The organism is Bradyrhizobium sp. UFLA05-125, from assembly GCF_059803515.1.
The window spans coordinates 232,218-250,999 of the sequence record NZ_JBANBJ010000003.1 but is presented as its reverse complement, the minus strand read 5'-3'; the positions used below and the strand labels follow the sequence as shown (position 1 = coordinate 250,999).

The following is an 18,782-nucleotide window of genomic DNA, read 5'->3' as shown; positions in this document are numbered from 1 at the left end:
GTCCGGCCGCGGTCTGCGATTTTGGATTGTCCAGGCTACTGGCGGATGCGACATTGGAGTACCGAACGGGATATCTGAACTGTGACTACGATGGGTCTCACGGCGCTTGATCTCGGGCTTCGCGGCGCGGCAAGCGGCGTGTTTCTCCTGATGGTGCTCGTGCTGCTGCGGCTCCGCCCCTTCAACAAGCATGTGCTGCTTGGCATCGCGATGTCGGCGGGCGGCGCGGCCTTCGCGATCGCGACCGCACCGTTCATCCCGAAATCGTCGCTCTGGTGGACGTTGTCGATCCTGTCCGGGCAACCCGTCGTGATCTGGCTGTGGGCAAGGATCACGTTCGAAGACGATTTCGTCCCCCTGCTTCGGCATGGCGCATTGTGGCTTGTCATCGTCGGTTTCAGCTTTGCGGTCAGCCTCACCTGGACGAGCTATCCGACCTTCTCGCACCGCGGCGCCGATGCGCTGGCGGCCGTCGTCGTTCTGCTGATGCTGTCCGCCGCCGTCCATATGGTGAAGACGTGGCGTGCCGATTTGGTCACCCAGCGGCGCCGGTTGCGCACCGCGGCACTCGTCATCAACCTCGTCTTCGTCGTCCTCATCGCCGCATCAGGCCTGCCCCCTCCGCCCGTCACCGGTGTCGGAATATCCGGCAGCCTTGCTACAGCGGCCGGCTTGTTCATGCTGGCAATGCTCGGGGGCTTCGGTCTGTTCAATGCCCAGATCACCGCGGCTCCGCGCGACGCGACCGCGGCAATCGCTTCGCCCAATGCTGATAGCGAAGTCGCCGCCGCCCCGAACGGGGGTGATCGCGCATCCATCGCCCCGGCGCTGCTGCGCCGTCTCGACAATCTGATGACCGTGGAGCGCGTATACCGGCAGGAAGGACTCTCGATCGGCCGGCTGGCGGCCATGCTCGATCTGCCGGAGTACCGGCTCCGCGAGGCGATCAACGAGGGGCTGGGCTATCGCAATTTCAACGTCTTTCTCAACAACTACCGGATCGAGGACGCCAAGGCGGCACTGTCCGATCAGAGCCAGCGCGATGTCCCGGTCCTGACCATCGCCATGGACGCCGGCTTCCAGTCGATCGGACCCTTCAACCGCGCCTTCAAGGCTGCAACGGGTATGACGCCGACCGAATTCCGGCGCGACGCTCTGGCCCGCGCGCAGGAAACCGAGGCGGAAAGCGGGACCAATCGCAAAATCGGCCAGTCCCGCCAAGGATTCGGCTAGCCGAATTGTGGATCGGGCAAGAGCAGATCTGCGCCGTCAGGCAGGCTCGCCTACGACGCTGTCCCTCCCATCTCCGAGGCCTTCATGTCCAGCCCGACCGCTCCCGCCGCGGAACGTCTCCACGCCCTCGACGCTGTCAGGGGTTTTGCGCTCCTGCTCGGCATCGTCCTGCACGCAACGCTCTCCTTCGTCCCGGCGCCGACACGGTTCTGGGTGATCCAGGACATCCAGCCCAGCACGACATTGGCGCTTCTGTTCTTCGTCATCCACGTGTTCCGGATGACGACGTTCTTCGTCATGGCCGGCTTTTTCGCCCATATGAGCTTCCATCGCCGCGGGCCGCTCGGCTTCGTGACCGACCGGCTCCAGCGGATTGGGCTGCCGCTCCTCGTCGGCTGGCCGATCATTTTCGCTGCGATGGTAGCCGTCACGATCTGGGCCAGCGACTTCCCGCATGGCGGACCGGTGTCGGGCAGTCCCTGGCCGCCGGCGCTACCAAAATTTCCCCTCGCCCATTTCTGGTTTCTCTACGTGCTGCTGGAACTCTATGCCGCCACGCTGCTCCTGCGCGGCGGCATCGTCCGGCTGGACCCGACCGGCCGGTTTCGCGCCGGCGTCGACCAGCTGATCGCCCACCTCATGGCAAGCCGGTTGGCGCCTCTGCTTCTCGCCGTGCCGATCGGCCTCGCCCTCAGTCTCGATCCGAAATGGATCGGCTGGTTCGGCGTCCGCACGCCGGATCAGTCTTTCCTGACCAACACGCAGGCGCTGATCGGCTACGGCGTCGCGTTCGGCTTCGGTTGGCTGCTGCATCGCCAGGTCGATCTGCTCGGCATCTTGAGGACGCGCTGGCTTTCCAATCTGATCGCCGCCGTCATTCTGATCGCGATCAGCTTCGTGCTGACGCTTGTGCTGTCTTCCCCGGCCGCTCGGGCCTTGCCGGTCCACGTCGGAACGATCAGGCTCGCCAGCGCCATCTGTTACGCGCCTGCGATCTGGACGACGACCTTTGCCAGCATCGGGCTTGCGCTGCGGTTTCTGTCCGGCTTCAGCCCGGCGCGGCGCTATCTCGCCGATGCCTCCTATTGGCTCTATCTCATCCATATGCCGATCGTCATGGCGCTCCAGGTCGCAGTCTCCCAGCTCGATTGGGCCTGGCCGTTCAAATTCGCGGCCATTCTCCTGGTCGCCGTTCCGGTGATGCTGGCGAGCTATCAATGGATGGTGCGTTACACCTTCATCGGCACGGTGCTGAACGGCCGCCGCTTGCGGCGTGAGACACCACTCGCAGTTGCCTCCACGAGCCCCGCTGCGCCGTGACGCCGCGAGCTCAGGGCTCCGGCTGAGCGCCGTCCGTCAGCGTCTTGAGGAAGGCGATGATGTCGGCTTCGTCCTGCGCCGTCATCGCCGGCGTATCGCCGAGGTGGCGGTCGAAGGGTGGATCGCTGACGTCGACATTGGCGTGATACTTCGCCGGCAGATCGTCGTATTTCTGCACCGTCCCATCGGCTCCGCGCGGAAACACTTTTTCCGGATTGGTGTCGCGGAAATTGTAGAAGTCCATCACCTCTTCGAGCGTGCGGAAGACGCCATTGTGGAAGAAGGCGCGGCGTATCGCCGTGTTGCGCAAGGTCGGCGTCAGGAACATGCTGCAATATTGCGTCTGCTCGGCGATATCAGTGCGATACGGGCCGCAGGCACCGAGATCGAAATGATCGGGGTCGCGGTTGCGCGCGAGCGCGGCATTGCGCGGCGCTCCGAGCGCTTCGTATTGATGGTCCGTGAACAGCGGCGGCAGACCATCGCGAGTCGGCGCCGAGGTGTGGCAGCCGGCGCAATTGGCCTTCTCAGGGTCGTTGAACAATTTGAGGCCGCGCAGCTCACTCTCGGAAAGCCGCGCCTTGCCCTCCAGCCAGTAGTCGTACTTGCTTGTGTAGGGATGGAAGCTCGGCTCTTCCACCTGATAGCGCGCGACGGCGAACATCGCCTCTGCGACCAGCAGCCGCTGGTTTTCGAGCACGCCGGCACCGAACAGCTCGGTGAAACGCGGGACGTAAGCTGCGCGGCGCAACTTGTCCGCCACCACCTCGATGCTGCCGCCGTCCATCTCGTTGGGATCGAGCAGCGGACTGATTGCCTGCTGCTGGAGCGTGTCGGCGCGCCCGTCCCAGAACAGGCCGCCTTGCGGCACGATGTTCGCCGCCGAGCCGGCACCGCCGGCGACTTTCGTCGCGCGCGCGGCCTGCTGACCGAGCGCGGCCATCTGCGCGAGATCAATCACGTTGTCGTCGTCGCCCTTGTCGGGGCCGATGCTGAAATTCGGTTGTCGCTCGAGATAAGTCAGCGAGGGAACGGCACGCGCACCTTGCTGCGACATCGTCCGCCCGCCGAGCATCACCGGGCCGTCGTTCGGCGGACCGTAGGCGTGGTCCGGGCTGTGGCACGATGCGCAGGACAGCGCGCCGGACGAGGAGAGCGAGGCGTCGTAGAATATCTCGCGCCCAAGCTGCGCCATCGCAGTTAACGGCGCGACGGGCGGACGCATGAGGCGAACCGGATTCGGATTCGCACCCGGGCGTTCTTGCGTCTCCGCCGCAACGACGACGCCGGCCATGCAAAGCAGGCCGGCGCCGATGAGCCACACGATGCGGCTGTTCATACAAGGTCCGATAGTCTTAGTGATGATGGTGCTCGTCCGGCGGGCTGACCACGACCGTGCCGGAGGTCGGGTCGAGGAACAGCGCGTCGATCCTGAGATCGTGGCCATGGTCCCGATCGAAATCGAACAAGTCCATGATCGAACCAGCCGTTGCATCGAACGAGCCGCCGCCCAGGCGCTTGCCCTTCAGCCAGTTGTCTTCGATGAACCGCACCACCGAAGCCTGCGAGATGGCGGTGTGGCTGACGAAGTTGGTCTTGGCGTAGGGCGAGATCACGATGAAGGGCACGCGGGTGGCGGGACCGCAACGGCCGTTCACCGGCTTGCCGCCGACGCCGTTCTGCTGAGGCTGCTTGGCGGCGCCGAGGCCGCACTGGCCGGGACCGTTGAGCTGATCGGCAGTCGAGTCGTAGGAGGCGCTGGTCGGCGTGGCGTAAGCGTGGTCGTACCAGCCGTCGGAGTCGTCATAGGTGATGATGACAGCGGTCTCGCGCCACTCCGGCTGCTTCTGGAGGAAGTTGATCAGGTCAACCGTTCCCTGCTGCTCGTCGAGGGGATCGGAATAGCCGGCGTGGCCATCCTGATAGGCGGGCAGCTTGACGTAGGACACGGCCGGGAGATTGCCTGCCTTCACCGCCGCGTAGAAATCCTCGAGGTCGTAGCCGTGATTGGCAGGATCGAGGGTCTTGCCGTCCTTCTGGTAGGTGTGGCCGATCGCGTGGACCGAGCTCGGCCGCGTATGGTTCGGATTGGCGGTCGACTTGTAGAACTGGAACCAGGCGTGATGCGGGACATAGTCCGCCTTGGCGGCGCCGACGACGGTCGAGAACGAGCTGCGTGCGCAACCGGTGGTACCGTTCGAGTTGGTAACGGAAAGATCGAATCCGCCCATGAACGAGCCCCAGCTAATGCCGGCATCGTTGAGCAGATCGCCGATGTTCTTGCCGCTCATCGTGACCTGCGTCGTATAGCCCGGGGTGCTGCAAGGATCATAGGCAGGACCAGGGTCGCCGATCACCGTGAGGCCGCCTTGGCCGTCCGGGATGATTTGCGTCGCCGCGTTGCCGAGCACCGCCACCGCGCCGTTGGTCTGACCCGAAATCACGTTCAGCGCGCCGACCGTCGACGGACCATAGGTGTCGGTATAGGCATTGTCGTTCATCGAGAAGTGCTGCGCGTAGTTCCAGAACGCCGTGACGGTGTTGCCGTCGAAATAGCCCATCACCTGGCCGGTGGTGCCGAAAGCGCCGACGCCGCCAGCTGTGCCGCGCCCGGTATATTTCGGAAACAGATCGGCCTTGCCGTTGTCATAGGCCTGCTGTTCCGGCGTGTAGGCGTGGTTCTGCGACTGCGTGTTGGCCTGGGTGCGGTCAAGACGGAAAGGATTCGTCGCGCCGGCGCCGTTGGCCGTGTTGGTGTAGTTCGGATTGTTGGTCAGCAAATTGGCGTTGGCGAGGTTGTTCACCTTCGGCGTATGCGGCTTTGCAACGAAGGGAATCGCGCCCGACGGATTGGTCGCATTCGGATACGTTGCGAAATAATTGTCGAAAGAGCGGTTCTCGTTGAAGATGACCACGAGATGCTTGATCGGCGTCTCGGTGTGGTGATGGCGATGATCGCGGTCGAAGTCGTCCTGACCGAATACCGGCGAGCCGCACACGACCGCCGTCGCGACCGCGAGAATCGCGGCCGTGCCGAGAAGTTTGTCTTTCATCTTATTGCCCCAAGATCAAAAATTATGACATCGACGCGCGGCAAACTAGCCGCCGTGAATGACAGGTCTGTGTCGGTTTGACGCAGTTCGCGGCATGTCCCATCGCGAGGCTGCGTCTTTTTTGGGCGGCGAGTTCAGCCCAGATCTTCGGCGCGCTCGTTTCGACGAAAGAACGACCTACTCCGTGCGGATCGGTGCGTCCTTCAAGCCGTTGACATCGAAGGCCTTGCGCAAGGTGCCATTGGCGAGCGCATCGGTCATGAACTTGGTGACGAATGCCAGCGCCTGCGAATGGCCGAGCGGCACCGCGACCGCAGTGACCGTCTTCTTGAAGGTCTCGTCCAGCACCCGCGTGCCGGGAATTTTTTGCGCCATCTTGTTGAGCTGGTCGCGCGACAGCGCAAAGGCGTCGATCTCGCCGTTCTTCAGGAGTTCGAAGATCTCGTCATAGGTCTGATAGCCCGTCACCTTCGCGTGCTTCAGATGCGCGACCGCGCCGCGCATCGTGGTCGTGGCGTTGACGGCAGCGACCTTCACGTCGGGCTGATCGAGCATCGCGAAGCTGGTGATGCCCGATCCTGGCTTGATGATATAGGTCGCATCCGCGACCTCGTAGATCGGGCCGAACGCCATCCTGGTCTCGCGCTCGGGATCCTTCGGCAGGAACGTGACGTCCCAGCTCCCCTTCGCAGCCGCGTCGGTGATCTGTCCGGAATTGTTGTGCACCACATATTCGACTGCTACGCCAAGCTCGGCCGCCATCGCCTTGCCGAGGTCGACGGGCACGCCGGCGAAGCCTGCTTCGGTCCTGGTCGACCAGAACGCGCCGCCCGCCGGGCTGATAGCGATGGCGACGCGCAATTTGCCCGTCGGCGCAATCTCGGCCTTGAGATCCTCCGCCATCACCGGCATGGCCATTATCGCGGCGAGCGCGAGGCCAGCGCAGGCCGGCCAGATCGAGATCGGCATGTCGTCAGTCTCCCCATCGGCTCGTCCATCATCCGCAGCCCGTCGAAATTGTGGTCGATCATGCGCCCGGTGAAAAGCGGATTTGGCAGAATTACAGACAAAACTGTCACATGTCGCGCCTCTCTTCGCAGTGCAAGACCATCGCGCCGTCACGGCTATGGTGTTCCACGGCTCCCCGTTTGTTGCTATCAAATCGCGAAGGCGACCTGCCGCAGGCCAACAACAGACGGGGAACACCGCAATGACGCGCGCGAATCTCGCTTGTCCCGCACGGCACGATCAACGGTCCGGACCGATCGGGCGGCTCCTCGCTGCGATGACGACCCTCCTTGCGCTTGGCGGCTGCGATCAGAAGAACGTCTACGCGCCGCCGCCGCCGCCCAAGGTGGATGTCGCAGTGCCCGTGCAGCGCGCGGTGACTCGCTATGTCGAGGCCACCGGCAACACCGCGCCGATCAAGAGCGTCGACCTCGTCGCACGCGTGCAGGGCTTCTTGCAGACGATCGACTACCAGGACGGCACCTTCGTCAAGGAAGGCACACAGCTCTTCACGATCGAGCCCGAGACCTACAAGCTCAAGCTCGAGCAGGCGCAGGCGGCGGAAGTCGGCGCGCAGGCTACGGTCAAGCAGGCAGAAGCCGATTTCAAGCGGCAGACCGAGCTCGTGCAGCGGCAGGCGGTGTCGCAGTCGACGCTGGATACCTCCACTTCCACCCGCGACAATGCCCAGGCCAGCCTGCAGCAGGCCCAGGCCAATACGCGTCTCGCGGCGATTAACTATGGCTACACCAAGGTCAGCGCACCGTTCGACGGCATCGTCACCGCGCACCTGGTCTCGGTCGGCGAGCTCGTCGGCGTCTCTTCCCCGACGCAGCTCGCGACCATCGTGGCGCTGGACCCGATCTGGGTGAACTTCACGGTCAACGAGCAGGACGTCCTGCGTATTCGCGCCGAGGCGCTGCGGCGCGGACTGACGGTCGCCGACCTCAAGCAGTTGCCGGTCGAGGTTGGGCTGCAGACGGAGACGGGCTATCCGCATGAGGGCCACCTCGACTATGTCTCGCCCACTCTCAATTCGTCGACCGGCACGCTCGCCGTGCGGGGCCTCGTTCCCAATGACAAGCGGGTGTTGCTGCCCGGCTACTTCGTCCGAGTCCGGGTGCCCTTCGAACAGGACAAGAATGCGCTCCTTGTTCCTGACACCGCGCTCGGCAGCGACCAGGGCGGCCGTTATCTCCTGGTGGTCAACAAGGAGAACACGGTCGAGCAGCGCAAGGTGCAGATCGGCGCCCTGGACAACGGTCTGCGCGTGATCGAAAGCGGCCTGCAGCCGGACGACCGTATCGTGATCGCTGGGCTGCTGCGGGTCATCCCGGGCCAGAAGATCGATCCGCAATTGACGAAGATCGAGCAACCACAGGCGTCTGCCAAGTAGGAGCAGTCGGCCATGATCTCAAAATTCTTCATCGAGCGGCCGGTCCTCTCGAACGTCATCGCGCTCCTGATGATCCTGATCGGCGGCGTCGCGCTGTTCAATCTCGCGATCGCCCAATATCCCGACGTGGTGCCGCCCACCGTTCAGGTCACCACCCGCTACCCCGGCGCCAGCGCCAAGACGGTAATCGACACGGTCGCGCTGCCGATCGAACAACAGGTCAACGGTGTCGAGGACATGCTCTACATGCAGTCCTACAGCGGCTCCGACGGCACCTACACGTTGACCGTGACCTTCAAGATCGGCACCGACCTCAACTTTGCGCAGGTGCTGGTGCAGAACCGCGTCTCCAGCGCGCTCGCACAACTGCCGCAGTCCGTTCAGAACCAGGGCGTCACCGTTCAGAAGCGGTCGACCGCGATTCTGCTGTTCGTGACGCTCACGTCGCCGGATTCCCGATTCGACAGCCTGTATTTGAGCAACTACGCCACCATCAATATCCGCGACGAGCTGTCCCGCCTGCCAGGCGTCGGCAACGTCACGGTGTTCGGCGCCGGCCAGTATTCGATGCGGGTATGGCTCGATCCCAACAAGCTGCTGGCCCGCGATCTGGTGCCGCAGGACGTCATCAATGCGATCCAGCAGCAGAGCCAGCAGGTCTCGGCCGGCCAGGTCGGCGCCCCCCCGACGCCGCCGGGTCAGGCGTTCCAGTACACACTCAACGTCAACGGCCGGCTCGACGACACCACCCAGTTCGAGAACATCATCGTCAAGACCGGCACCAGCGGCGATGTCACGCGCGTGCGCGACGTCGGCTGGGTCGAGCTGGGCGCGCAGACCTACAGCCAGATCTTCTCGCTCAACAAGCAGCCCGCCACCGGCATCGGCGTATTCCAATCGCCCGGCGCCAATGCGCTGCAGGTCGAGCAGGCCGTCGAAAAGAAGATGGCGGAGCTCGCCAAGCGATTTCCGGAAGGCATCAAATACGACACACCATTCGACACCACCAAATTCGTGCAGGCTTCCGTGCATGAGGTCTACATGACCCTGATCGAGGCCGGTCTGCTCGTGCTGGTCGTGATCCTGGTGTTCCTGCAGGACTGGCGCGCGATGCTGGTGCCGGCAACGACCGTGCCGGTGACCATCATCGGCGCCTTCGCCGCGATGGCTGCGCTCGGCTTCACCATCAACATGTCGACGCTGTTTGCGATCGTGCTCGCGATCGGCATCGTCGTCGACGACGCGATCGTCGTGGTGGAAGGCGCCGCCCACAACATCGAGCAGGGCATGAACGGTCACGATGCCGCGATCCGGGCGATGGACCAGCTGTTCGCGCCGATCGTCGGCATCACCTTGGTGCTGATCTCGGTGTTCCTCCCGGCGTCCTTCCTCGCCGGGCTCACGGGTCGCATCTATTCACAATTTGCACTGGTGATCGCCGCGACCGCGCTCCTGAGCGCCATCAACGCGGCGACGCTGAAACCGACGCAGTGCGCATTATGGCTACGGCCAACGGTGCCGCCCGAGCAGCGCAACTTCTTCTACCGCGGCTTCAACGCCATCTATAACCGCGTCGAGCGGGGCTATATCCGGCTGATCGGCGCGCTGGTCAGGAACAGCACCATCTCGGTCGCGGTTGCGCTGATTCTGATCGGCATCGGCGGCTACGGCCTGTCGCGCGTGCCGACCGGCTTCCTGCCGATCGAGGACCAGGGCTATCTGATCGCTGCCGTGCAATTGCCCGACGGGGCTTCGCTCGAGCGAACCCAGAATGTGCTCGACAAAGCGAGCGCGCTCATCACGGACACGCCGGGCGTTCAGCAGGTCATCACCATTGCCGGCATCTCCGCGCTCGATAACAGCGCGAGCCTCGCCAACGCGGGCGTCGCCTACATCATCCTGAAGGACTGGGACGCGCGGGGCAAAGGCGAGGATCTGCGCTCGCTGGTGTTTGGCCTGAACGACAAGCTCGCGACCGTCATGGAGGCGCGCACGCTGGTGCTGCCGCCGCCGCCCATCCAGGGCATCGGCAACGCGGCCGGCTTCTCGATGCAGGTCGAGCTGCGCGACGGCAATAGCGACTTTGCAAAACTCCAGGCCATCACCGGCGCGATGGTATCTAACGCCCAGAGCCAGAGCGCGCTCCAGCGCGTCTCGTCCTCGTTCCGCTCGGCGGTGCCGCAATTCAACGTCGAGATCGACCGCATCAAGACCCAGACCCTGCACGTGACGACGGACCAGGTGTTCTCGGCGCTGTCGACCTATCTCGGCTCGTCCTACGTCAACCAGTTCAACAAGTTCGGCCGCGTGTTCCAGGTCTATACACAGGCCGACCCGGCGTTCCGCGTCACCGAGCGCGACATCGCCAACATGCAGGTGCGCAACTCGAACGGCGACATGATCCCGATCGGCACCGTCGCCACGATCACGCCGGCCACGGGCCCGTCGCTGATCAGCCTCTACAATCTCTATCCCTCCTCGACCATCGTCGGCCTGCCGGCGCAGGGCTATTCCTCCGGCGAATCCCTGCAGCTCATGGAGGAGATCGCTGACAAGACGCTGCCGCCCGGCACCGGCTTCGAATGGACCGCGATGTCCTATCAGGAGAAGGCCGTCTCCAACCAGATCTACTGGGTATTCGGCCTTGCCATGCTGCTGGTCTATCTCGTGCTCTGCGGCCAGTATGAAAGCTGGTACGCGCCGATCTCGGTGATCCTTGCCGTGCCGCTGTCGCTGATCGGGCCGATGCTGGTGCTCAATGGCCTCAAGATCGACAACAACCTCTATTGCCAGATCGGTCTGATCCTCCTGATCGCGCTGTCGGCGAAGAACGCGATCCTGATCGTCGAGGTCGGGCTGGAGCTGCACGTCCGCGACGGCAAGCCGCTCGTGGAGTCCGCAATCGAGGCGGCGCGCGCCCGCTTCCGGCCGATCCTGATGACGTCGTTCGCCTTCATCCTCGGCGTCGTGCCGCTGGTGCTCGCAACCGGTGCCGGCGCCAGCGCCCGCAAGTCGATCGGCATCACGGTGTTTTCGGGCATGCTGGCCTCGACCTGCCTCGCGGTACTGTTCGTACCCGCCTTCTTCGTGGTGGTGCAACGCTTCGAGAACTGGCGTGGGTCGAAGAAGAAAGCGCCGGTGGCGCAGCCGGTCGCGGAGGCGAAATCCTAGCGTTCTCCTCTCCCATCGGGGAGAGAAACAAAAAGTCGAAAACAACCCCATGCAAAGTAGCCGATGACGCCGGCACGGCAACTTCGTATTTTACGAAAAAATTTGACACGTCGGGCAAATCAGGTGCATGATGTCATCATGGCAGCACGTGAGGGACGACCCAGCCGGACCCGCTGCTGGCTCTCGCGACTAGCAGGCGGCTCTCGGACGAAGATGGTGATGTCCGGTGTTGTGCATGGCCGACGAGAGAGCGGAAGTCGCGCTCGGTGCGGCGTCCACTTTGCCGCCGGCTGTCGCTTCGGCGATGCCGCCAGTTCCGCAGACAAAGAAGCTGCATCCGTTCGAGGCGCAACTGTTGAACTCAACAAGGTTCGAAAATCTTGGCCCCCGGGTATGCTCGCCGGGCGTACGTAACCACCAACTCTCGATCCTGAGTCTCCGGGAACGGCGTTCGGATCTGGCACGCCCCCACGATCAGTGTGCACCGCGCGTGTAGAGCGGCGATGCTTGTGACACACGACCCAACTCGGACATGAGCCATGTGCTTCCCACAAATAGATAAACATGCCTGACCAGTCGACGCCGGCGCGGCATGTTATCCTGGTGTTGAGTGCGAAGGGGCGACCGGATAATTTCTTCTCATTGGTATTTGAACCCACTATTCGAACCTCCATTTAAGGCGCCCCGGTCATTTAAGAATCTCCGGTCATCGACGAGGGAGGGTCAACATGACCAAGAGCACGATCTCGGAGAGCATGCCGACGATAGCGCTGCGCGATCAGGGCGTGCCCGACACGCCGCTTGCGAAAAAACCGCTCGCCCCGAAACCGGGCGCAGCGAGCAAGGGCCGGAACCTGCGCGCGCGGCTCCCTTTCGATCGCGTCGTTCTGCTGCTGCAGGGGGGCGGCGCGCTCGGCGCCTACCAGGCGGGCGTCTATCAGGCCTTGGCCGAGACCGGACTTCATCCCGACTGGGTCGTCGGCATTTCGATCGGCGCCATCAACGCCGCCATCATCGCCGGCAATGCGCCCGAGAGACGCGTCGACAGGCTGCGCGAATTCTGGGAGGAAATCACTGCCCCTGCCATGGGCTTCGACGCCGACGTCGTCGGCCTTTTTGAACGAGGCGAGGCTGCGCGCGCACTCGCCAATCAGGTGAGCGCGGCCACGGTTGCCTGCGCGGGAACGCCGGGATTCTTCAGGCCGCGACTCCCCAATCCGTGGCTTCATCCGCCCGGTACGATCGAGGCGACGAGCTACTATGACACGCGGCCGCTGAAAGCCACGCTCGAGCGCTTCGTCGACTTCGACCTCGTAAACTCCGACAATCGTGACACGCGTCTCAGCCTCGGCGCGGTGAATGTGCGCAGCGGCAACCTGGTTTACTTCGACCCCGGGACGCAGGTGATCGTACCCGAGCACGTGATGGCCAGCGGCGCGCTGCCGCCCGGCTTCCCTGCCATCGAGATCGAGGGCGAGCACTATTGGGATGGCGGCCTCGTCTCGAACACGCCGCTCCAGTGGCTTGTGACGAACACGCGCGTGACGGGCCAGCGGATGCCTGACGCTCTCGTGTTTCAGGTCGATCTGTGGAGCGCACGCGGCGAGTTCCCGCGCAACCTCGCGGAAGTCGCGACCCGTCAGAAGGAGATCCAATACTCGAGCCGCACCCGCGCCTTCACGAATTTCCTCAAGCTGCTGCACAGGGTGGAATCTTCCGTCGCCACGCTCCTTGACCAGCTGCCGGACGAGTTCAAGCGAAGCGATGAAGCCAAGTTCCTGGCCTCGAGCTCGCAACGCCGTGCTTACAACCTCGTGCACCTCATCTATCGACCGAGAGGCTACGAAGGCGACTCGAAAGACTATGAGTTCTCCCGGATGTCCATGGCGGAGCATTGGCGTTCCGGCTACCACGACGCCATGCGCACGCTGCGCCATCCCGAGGTACTCGAGCGCGCCGGCAACGGCCACGAGTTGACCATCTTCGACTTTAGCGGTGATCGCGATTGAGTCGCGGGCCGCGAGACGCGGCGCCCCTTCGACACACCTACATCAGGAGATTCAGCGATGAGAGAAAACGACATTCGCGAGCGAGCATTTGCGATGCCATTGACGAGCCCGGCCTATCCGCCGGGGCCCTATCGCTTCGTCAATCGCGAGTACCTGATCATCACCTACCGAACCGATCCGGAGAAGCTGCGCGCACTGGTGCCGGAGCCACTCGTGTCGGACGGCGACATAGTCAAATACGAGTTCATCCGCATGCCGGATTCGACCGGCTTCGGCGACTACACCGAGACGGGCCAGGTCATTCCGGTCACGTTCCGCGGCCGCCAGGGCGGCTATTCGCACTGCATGTTCCTCAACGACGAGGGGCCGATCGCCGGCGGCCGCGAGCTCTGGGGCTTCCCCAAGAAGCTCGCCGATCCTACGCTACACATCGAGATCGACGCGCTTGTCGGCACGCTCGACTACGGCCCGGTGCGCATCGCCACCGGGTCAATGGGCTACAAGCACAAGACTTCGGATTTGGCGGAGGTGAAGGCATCGCTCGCGGCGCCGAACTTCCTCCTCAAGATCATTCCGCATGTCGACGGCACACCGCGCATCTGCGAGCTCGTCGAGTACTATCTCGAGGACATTACTGTCAAAGGCGCCTGGACCGGCCCGGCCGCGCTCGACCTCCACGCGCATGCGCTGGCACCGGTGGCCGAACTGCCAGTGCTCGAGGTCTTGTCGGGCGTCCACGTTATCGCCGATCTGACCCTCGGCCTGGGCAAGGTCGTGCACGACTACTTGCGCTGAAAGGCGAAGGCTGGCTCATGCTGTACAGCCCGCGCGCGTCTCAAGCGCAGTTCGCCGTCTTCAAGGACGTCTTACGGGCGGTCCCACCTCACGCCTGAACTGAGAGCGCCGACCTACGCCGCATTGGTGATGACGTCGTTCGCCTTCATCCTCGGCGTCGTGCGGCTGGTGCTCGCAACCGGCGCTGGCGCCAGCGCCCGCAAGTCGATCGGCGTCGCCGTGTTTTCGGGCATGCTGGCCCCGACCTGCCGTGTTCCGTTGGTCGTCCTCAAGCGTTGATTGAGGATCGAATGAAGCGGCGGGAGTTCAGAGCGCCAAGCGGAGGGTGAAATGAACAAACTGCTCAACACTGCGCTCACGTTGGTTGCTACAGGTGGGTTCGCTATCTCGTTTGTCGCTCCGGTACCGGCGGAAACCGAACAAGTTCACTTCTACAACTCGCCTGCGGCGGCAGCGGCGAAATTGCCATTCAGTCAGGCCGTACGGGTTGGAGACGTTCTGTATATGTCAGGGGCAATCGGCGTTTTGCCGGGCAAAATGGAGTTGGCTTCGGGTGGGATAGAACCGGAAACGAAGCAGACGATGGAGAATATCGGAGAGGTCTTGAAGGGAAACGGCCTGACTTTCGACGACGTTTTCAAATGCACCGCAATGCTCGCGGACATGTCAAAATGGGGTGCATTCAACAAGGTTTATGTGACGTATTTCAAACCAGAGCATATGCCCGCGCGTTCCGCGCTGGGCGCTAACGGTTTGGCTTTGGGTGCCCAAGTAGAGTTGGAATGCTGGGCGTTCGCCCGCAAATAGGTGGTTGGTCGGATGCGATCACTCTGACGCTGGATGACCGCTTCTGGCCCATGACGTCGATCCCGGAAGTGCTCGGTATGGCCGCTGTTGAAGGATAACCGGGCCACTTTGCGAAAGCGCGAGGTCCACGACGCGTGGTGCAAGATCGTGGTGTGTTGCGGACTTGCCGATTGGTGCGGGTGGCGGGCTGCGGCGACACAGCGCCACGGGAGGCAGTAATGCCATCGTCATCGGCCGTGCCGCGGCGCTTAAGCACAGAGCACGCGGTGCTCCCACGCGCCTCAGATGTCATTGCTTGCTGGCTGCCGATGCCGACATCGTGGCGGCTTGGAGGCTCTGCTGCCAATACAACTCGATTTGCTGAATCAACGCGGCCGGCAAGGGAACGTAGTTGAGCATTTCTGCCTGGGATCTGCCGCTTTCCAGGGACCAGCGAACGAAGTCGACGGTGGTTTCCGCCCTCTCCGGCGACTTCGGTTGCTTGTGCATCAACACGAATGTCGTGGCCGTGATGGGGTATGCATCTTCCCCGGGAGCATTGGTGAGAACGAGATAGAAATCTTTCGCCGTCGTCCAGGCTGCGCTCGAGGCTGCTGCCTGGAATGATGCGGCATTGGGGCTGACGAAGTTGCCGGCGCTGTTCTGCACCGCGCCGAAGGAGATCCTGTCGAGCCGTTGCAGCGCGTAGGAATATTCAAGGTAACCGATCGAGCCGGGGACCAGACTGACGAGCGAGGCGACGCCATCATTGCCTTTCCCGCCCAGCCCGAGTGGCCACTCGACCGAGGTGCCCTCTCCTACGCTCGCCTTCCATTGCGAACTGACCTTCGAGAGATAGTTCGACCAGTTGAACGTTGTCCCGGACCCATCGATGCGATGGACGACGGTGATCGACTTGGCCGGCAGCTTCAGATCAGGGTTGATCGCCTGAATGGCCGGATCATTCCATGATCTCAGCCTGCCGAGGTAGATGTCCGCGAGCATCTGCCCTGTGAAGCGAATCTGGCCCGGCTTCACGCCCTCGATATTGACGACCGGAACGACGCCCCCGATCACGATCGGGAATTGCATCATGCCGAGTTTCTCCAGCTCTTTCGGATCGAGCGGCATATCGGTCGCGCCAAAATCGACGGCTTCCTTCTTGATCAAGCCGACGCCGATGCTCGAGCCCACCGCTTGATAAGTGACGGTGTTGCCGGTTGTCGCCTTGTAGGCGTCGATCCATTTCGCCATCACGGGCGAAACGAAAGTGGAGCCCGCACCCCTGGTCTCGGCGGCCAGGCTTTGGGTCGCAATGACAAGAGCGGTGAAAATGAACGGTAGCCGGAAAAGCGCCATCATGGACTCAACCCTATCAAGTCGAGCAAGCAGCACGTGTGGCATATGTCACAAAAATGTAACAAAAACGAAATGTCGGCGCCAGCAAATTTCGCACTTCACTTTGGGTCCAAAGTGGCCCCGCTTGTGAGTGGCCGCCACACGCACGGGTTGACCAAGACTGGTGAGCCCGACCTGGAAGCCGCCGAGGTGAAGTCCTAGGCTTTCTCTGCGGGCGTCTGGCGTGCCTCTCCACTTGATACCAGAAGCACCGAAACCTTCGACTGCCTGAGCACCGCATCAGCAACGCCGCCCAAGGAGAGACGATCGGCCTGGATGCGGTCGACGCCCATGACCACGAGATCGACATCGGTGGTATCGATTTCCCGGAGGATCGCCGCCTCCGGCGCCCGGCTCACGCGCAACGTCGTTGTGATGTCGACATCGTAACGGGCGGCGAGATCGCTGGCGTCCTTCAGAATGCCTGCCTCCTGGCGCAATCCGCGCGACGCACCGCGCTGCGCGCCCTTGTCCCGGGTCGTCGCCACATAGATCACGCGGAGCGAGCCTGATCCCGCCTGCGCCAGCGCGACCGCGACTTCCGCGCCGCGCTTGGAGACGCCGCTGCCGGAGACCGGAACGAGAATGTTGAGTGCGTCGGGCATCGGTTGCTTCAAGTGCTTGCCCTTGGCTGCCACGATCGCAAGCGGTCCTTCGAACTGCGCTGCGATGTCTTCGACCTTCCGATCGAAACGATCCTTGGTCGCGGTGACCTTGTCGACGCCCACGACCAGCAGGTCAAAACCCTTCCGCGCTTCGTCGGCGATGGCCTCGCACAGCTCCGCCCGCCTGGTTCGCGTGATCACGTCGACATGGCCGCCCTCTCCGCTGCCATCGCCGGCCACGGCTTCGGCAGCTTTCTTCACCACGGCTTCGTGACTCTTCCCTTCGCCGGCTCCCTTTTCCTTTTCTTGTTCCTCCGCTCGTCGGCCAATATGCAGCACCGTGATCGGCAGGCCGCGCGTGCCGGCGATCAGGCCCGCGATGTGGGCAGCAAAGGTGGCATTGACGCTCTCGTCCAGCGCCAGCAAGGGCCGCTCGAGATTGGCCACAAAACCGCGTTTCTCGAATTCCTCGCGCTCCAGCCGCTCCCTCTCTTCCTTGTTCATCGGCAGCTTCGACAGCGCCGCGCGCAGCATCGGCGGCATTGCCATTGTCGTCACGATCGCCATCGTCACGATCATCGTGAACAGGTTCTGGCTGAGCACGCCGATGGAGAGGCCGATGGTCGCGATGATGACCTCTGTCGAGCCGCGCGCGTTCATCCCGCTCGCGAGCGCCAGCGATTCCCGGTAGCTCAGACCGCCTACGGTGCCCCCGACAAACGCGCCGCCGAACTTGCCGACGCTCGCGATCAGGACGAGCAGCCCGGTGAGCATCAGCAGATAGGGATCGCGAAGCACCGAGAGATCTGCGCTGAGGCCGGCGAGACCGAAGAACACCGGCATGAAGAAGCTCGAGATCAATCCGCGCAGTCGCTCGTCAATCTGCCGGGTCAGGATCGGGGACTCCCCGACCAGGATGCCGGCGACGAAGGCGCCGAGCACGGTGTGCACGCCTATCAGATGCGTGATCAGCGCCATGGCGCCCATCAGCAGCAGGATCACGGTAATAACCGGCGCGGTGCTGACGAGGGTATCGTTGGCCCAGCGGATGAGCTGGAACACCAGCCGCCGGCCGACGGTGAAGCTGACGGCGAGGAAGGCCAGCGTACCGATCACGGCCTTGGCGACGGAAGCGACATCGAGCGTGCCTTGCGATGCGAGGCTGAAGATAACAGCGATGATGATCCAGCCGATGGTGTCGTCGATGACGGCGGTCGCGACGATGATCTGGCCGACATTGCGGCGCATGAAGTTCATCTCGCGTACGACCACGGCCACGATCTTCACCGACGAGATCGACAGCGCCGTGCCCATGAACAGCGATGCCACCAGCCGCTGCTGCGGATTGGGCAAGAGCGCATCGGGCAGGAATTCGCCGAGCGCGAAGCCGCAGGCGAAGGGAACGATGATGCCGGCAATCGAGATCACGATCGCCGCCTTGCCAATCTTCCTGACCAGCTTGAGGTCGGTCTCCATGCCGATCAGCAGCAACAAGAGCAAAATGCCGAACTGGGCGATGCCATCGATCATCGCCTTCTGCTCCGGCGTCTTCGGGAAGACCGCCTGCTGCGCCTCGGGCCAGATCCAGCCGAACAATGACGGCCCGAGCAGGATGCCGGCAAGCAATTCGCCGATCACCGAAGGCTGCCCGGCGCGCTGCATGATCTCGCCGAGGCCGCGGCCCACGGCGATCAGGATCACGATCTGCGCCACGAGAAGGAATTCGGACGGAGCCGTGGATTTGCCGCCCTCGGCACTGGCCGCAATGGTCGTGAGGACAAGCGCCGCGGGGACGAGGCCGACCGGTCGGAGCAGGCTCCACTGCATACAGATATCGTCCCCTTCGGCTGGTCCGGAGCGGCGCCGGCGGCGACTAAAGCGCGATGGGGCTGAATCGTCAGCGCGCTTCAGGTCGTTGTTCGAGCTTGATCTCCGCGCAAAAGCGTTCCGCGTTTGTCGCGCCGGAAAACCGCTTCACACTTTTCCGGATCATGCTCTAGGGGTAGAA

Annotated in this window: 12 protein-coding genes and 1 pseudogene; 8 read left to right on the top strand and 5 right to left on the bottom strand. The window is 63.2% G+C overall.

Annotated elements, in window-relative coordinates:
- Positions 1 to 90 precede the first annotated feature (90 nt).
- Positions 91 to 1,233 carry a helix-turn-helix domain-containing protein gene (locus tag SO156_RS06285; RefSeq protein ID WP_458147700.1) on the top strand — a complete coding sequence of 381 codons (1,143 nt, stop codon included), beginning with the start codon at positions 91 to 93 and terminating at the stop codon, positions 1,231 to 1,233.
- 84 nt (positions 1,234 to 1,317) lie between these two features.
- Positions 1,318 to 2,553, top strand: a complete 1,236-nt coding sequence (locus tag SO156_RS06280; protein ID WP_498534192.1) for an acyltransferase family protein — start codon at positions 1,318 to 1,320, stop codon at positions 2,551 to 2,553.
- Between the two features lie 10 nt (positions 2,554 to 2,563).
- On the opposite strand, the gene SO156_RS06275 is transcribed toward SO156_RS06280, so the two are convergent.
- From SO156_RS06275 to SO156_RS06265, 3 genes are all read right to left on the bottom strand, one after another.
- Positions 2,564 to 3,892, bottom strand: coding sequence for a cytochrome-c peroxidase (locus SO156_RS06275; RefSeq protein WP_498534191.1), 1,329 nt, complete (start codon positions 3,890 to 3,892; stop codon positions 2,564 to 2,566).
- A gap of 16 nt (positions 3,893 to 3,908) precedes the next feature.
- A complete protein-coding gene (locus tag SO156_RS06270) occupies positions 3,909 to 5,606 on the bottom strand; it encodes a phospholipase C (protein WP_498534190.1) in 1,698 nt (565 codons plus the stop codon).
- A 177-nt stretch (positions 5,607 to 5,783) separates the two neighbouring features.
- Positions 5,784 to 6,575, bottom strand: a complete 792-nt coding sequence (locus tag SO156_RS06265; RefSeq protein WP_458147662.1) for a transporter substrate-binding domain-containing protein — start codon at positions 6,573 to 6,575, stop codon at positions 5,784 to 5,786.
- Positions 6,576 to 6,816: 241 nt separating this feature from the next.
- On the opposite strand from SO156_RS06265, the gene SO156_RS06260 reads away from it, so the two are divergent.
- From SO156_RS06260 to SO156_RS06235, 6 genes and pseudogenes are all read left to right on the top strand, one after another.
- On the top strand, positions 6,817 to 8,010 hold the full coding sequence (locus tag SO156_RS06260; protein WP_458147663.1) for an efflux RND transporter periplasmic adaptor subunit: 1,194 nt from the start codon (positions 6,817 to 6,819) through the stop codon (positions 8,008 to 8,010).
- A 12-nt stretch (positions 8,011 to 8,022) separates the two neighbouring features.
- Complete coding sequence (locus SO156_RS06255; RefSeq protein ID WP_498534189.1) at positions 8,023 to 11,181, top strand: efflux RND transporter permease subunit; 3,159 nt, start codon at positions 8,023 to 8,025, stop codon at positions 11,179 to 11,181.
- Between the two features lie 728 nt (positions 11,182 to 11,909).
- Entirely contained in the window at positions 11,910 to 13,190 is a 1,281-nt protein-coding gene (locus SO156_RS06250; protein WP_498534188.1) for a patatin-like phospholipase family protein, read from the top strand.
- Between the two features lie 57 nt (positions 13,191 to 13,247).
- Positions 13,248 to 13,985 (top strand): acetoacetate decarboxylase, encoded by a 738-nt coding sequence (locus tag SO156_RS06245; RefSeq protein WP_498534187.1) that lies wholly within the window; start codon positions 13,248 to 13,250, stop codon positions 13,983 to 13,985.
- 126 nt (positions 13,986 to 14,111) lie between these two features.
- A pseudogene (locus tag SO156_RS06240) lies at positions 14,112 to 14,252 on the top strand (efflux RND transporter permease subunit); the annotation flags it as partial.
- 63 nt (positions 14,253 to 14,315) lie between these two features.
- Entirely contained in the window at positions 14,316 to 14,792 is a 477-nt protein-coding gene (locus SO156_RS06235; RefSeq protein WP_498534186.1) for a RidA family protein, read from the top strand.
- A 288-nt stretch (positions 14,793 to 15,080) separates the two neighbouring features.
- Here SO156_RS06235 and pstS read toward each other — a convergent pair whose 3' ends face one another.
- Both pstS and SO156_RS06225 read right to left on the bottom strand, forming a co-directional pair.
- Positions 15,081 to 16,130 carry a phosphate ABC transporter substrate-binding protein PstS gene (pstS, locus tag SO156_RS06230; RefSeq protein WP_498534213.1) on the bottom strand — a complete coding sequence of 350 codons (1,050 nt, stop codon included), beginning with the start codon at positions 16,128 to 16,130 and terminating at the stop codon, positions 15,081 to 15,083.
- 197 nt (positions 16,131 to 16,327) lie between these two features.
- Positions 16,328 to 18,601, bottom strand: a complete 2,274-nt coding sequence (locus tag SO156_RS06225; RefSeq protein WP_498534185.1) for a cation:proton antiporter domain-containing protein — start codon at positions 18,599 to 18,601, stop codon at positions 16,328 to 16,330.
- Positions 18,602 to 18,782: the final 181 nt, after the last annotated feature.

Excerpts from the sequence above, each read along its gene's own strand:
- SO156_RS06235 (WP_498534186.1), top strand. The coding sequence starts at position 14,316 with ATGAACAAACTGCTCAACACTGCGCTCACGTTGGTTGCTACAGGTGGG.
- SO156_RS06245 (WP_498534187.1), top strand. The coding sequence starts at position 13,248 with ATGAGAGAAAACGACATTCGCGAGCGAGCATTTGCGATGCCATTGACG.
- SO156_RS06255 (WP_498534189.1), top strand. The coding sequence starts at position 8,023 with ATGATCTCAAAATTCTTCATCGAGCGGCCGGTCCTCTCGAACGTCATC.
- pstS (WP_498534213.1), bottom strand. The coding sequence starts at position 16,130 with ATGGCGCTTTTCCGGCTACCGTTCATTTTCACCGCTCTTGTCATTGCG.
- SO156_RS06265 (WP_458147662.1), bottom strand. The coding sequence starts at position 6,575 with ATGCCGATCTCGATCTGGCCGGCCTGCGCTGGCCTCGCGCTCGCCGCG.
- SO156_RS06285 (WP_458147700.1), top strand. The coding sequence starts at position 91 with ATGGGTCTCACGGCGCTTGATCTCGGGCTTCGCGGCGCGGCAAGCGGC.
- SO156_RS06275 (WP_498534191.1), bottom strand. The coding sequence starts at position 3,892 with ATGAACAGCCGCATCGTGTGGCTCATCGGCGCCGGCCTGCTTTGCATG.
- SO156_RS06270 (WP_498534190.1), bottom strand. The coding sequence starts at position 5,606 with ATGAAAGACAAACTTCTCGGCACGGCCGCGATTCTCGCGGTCGCGACG.
- SO156_RS06225 (WP_498534185.1), bottom strand. The coding sequence starts at position 18,601 with ATGCAGTGGAGCCTGCTCCGACCGGTCGGCCTCGTCCCCGCGGCGCTT.
- SO156_RS06250 (WP_498534188.1), top strand. The coding sequence starts at position 11,910 with ATGACCAAGAGCACGATCTCGGAGAGCATGCCGACGATAGCGCTGCGC.
- SO156_RS06280 (WP_498534192.1), top strand. The coding sequence starts at position 1,318 with ATGTCCAGCCCGACCGCTCCCGCCGCGGAACGTCTCCACGCCCTCGAC.
- SO156_RS06260 (WP_458147663.1), top strand. The coding sequence starts at position 6,817 with ATGACGCGCGCGAATCTCGCTTGTCCCGCACGGCACGATCAACGGTCC.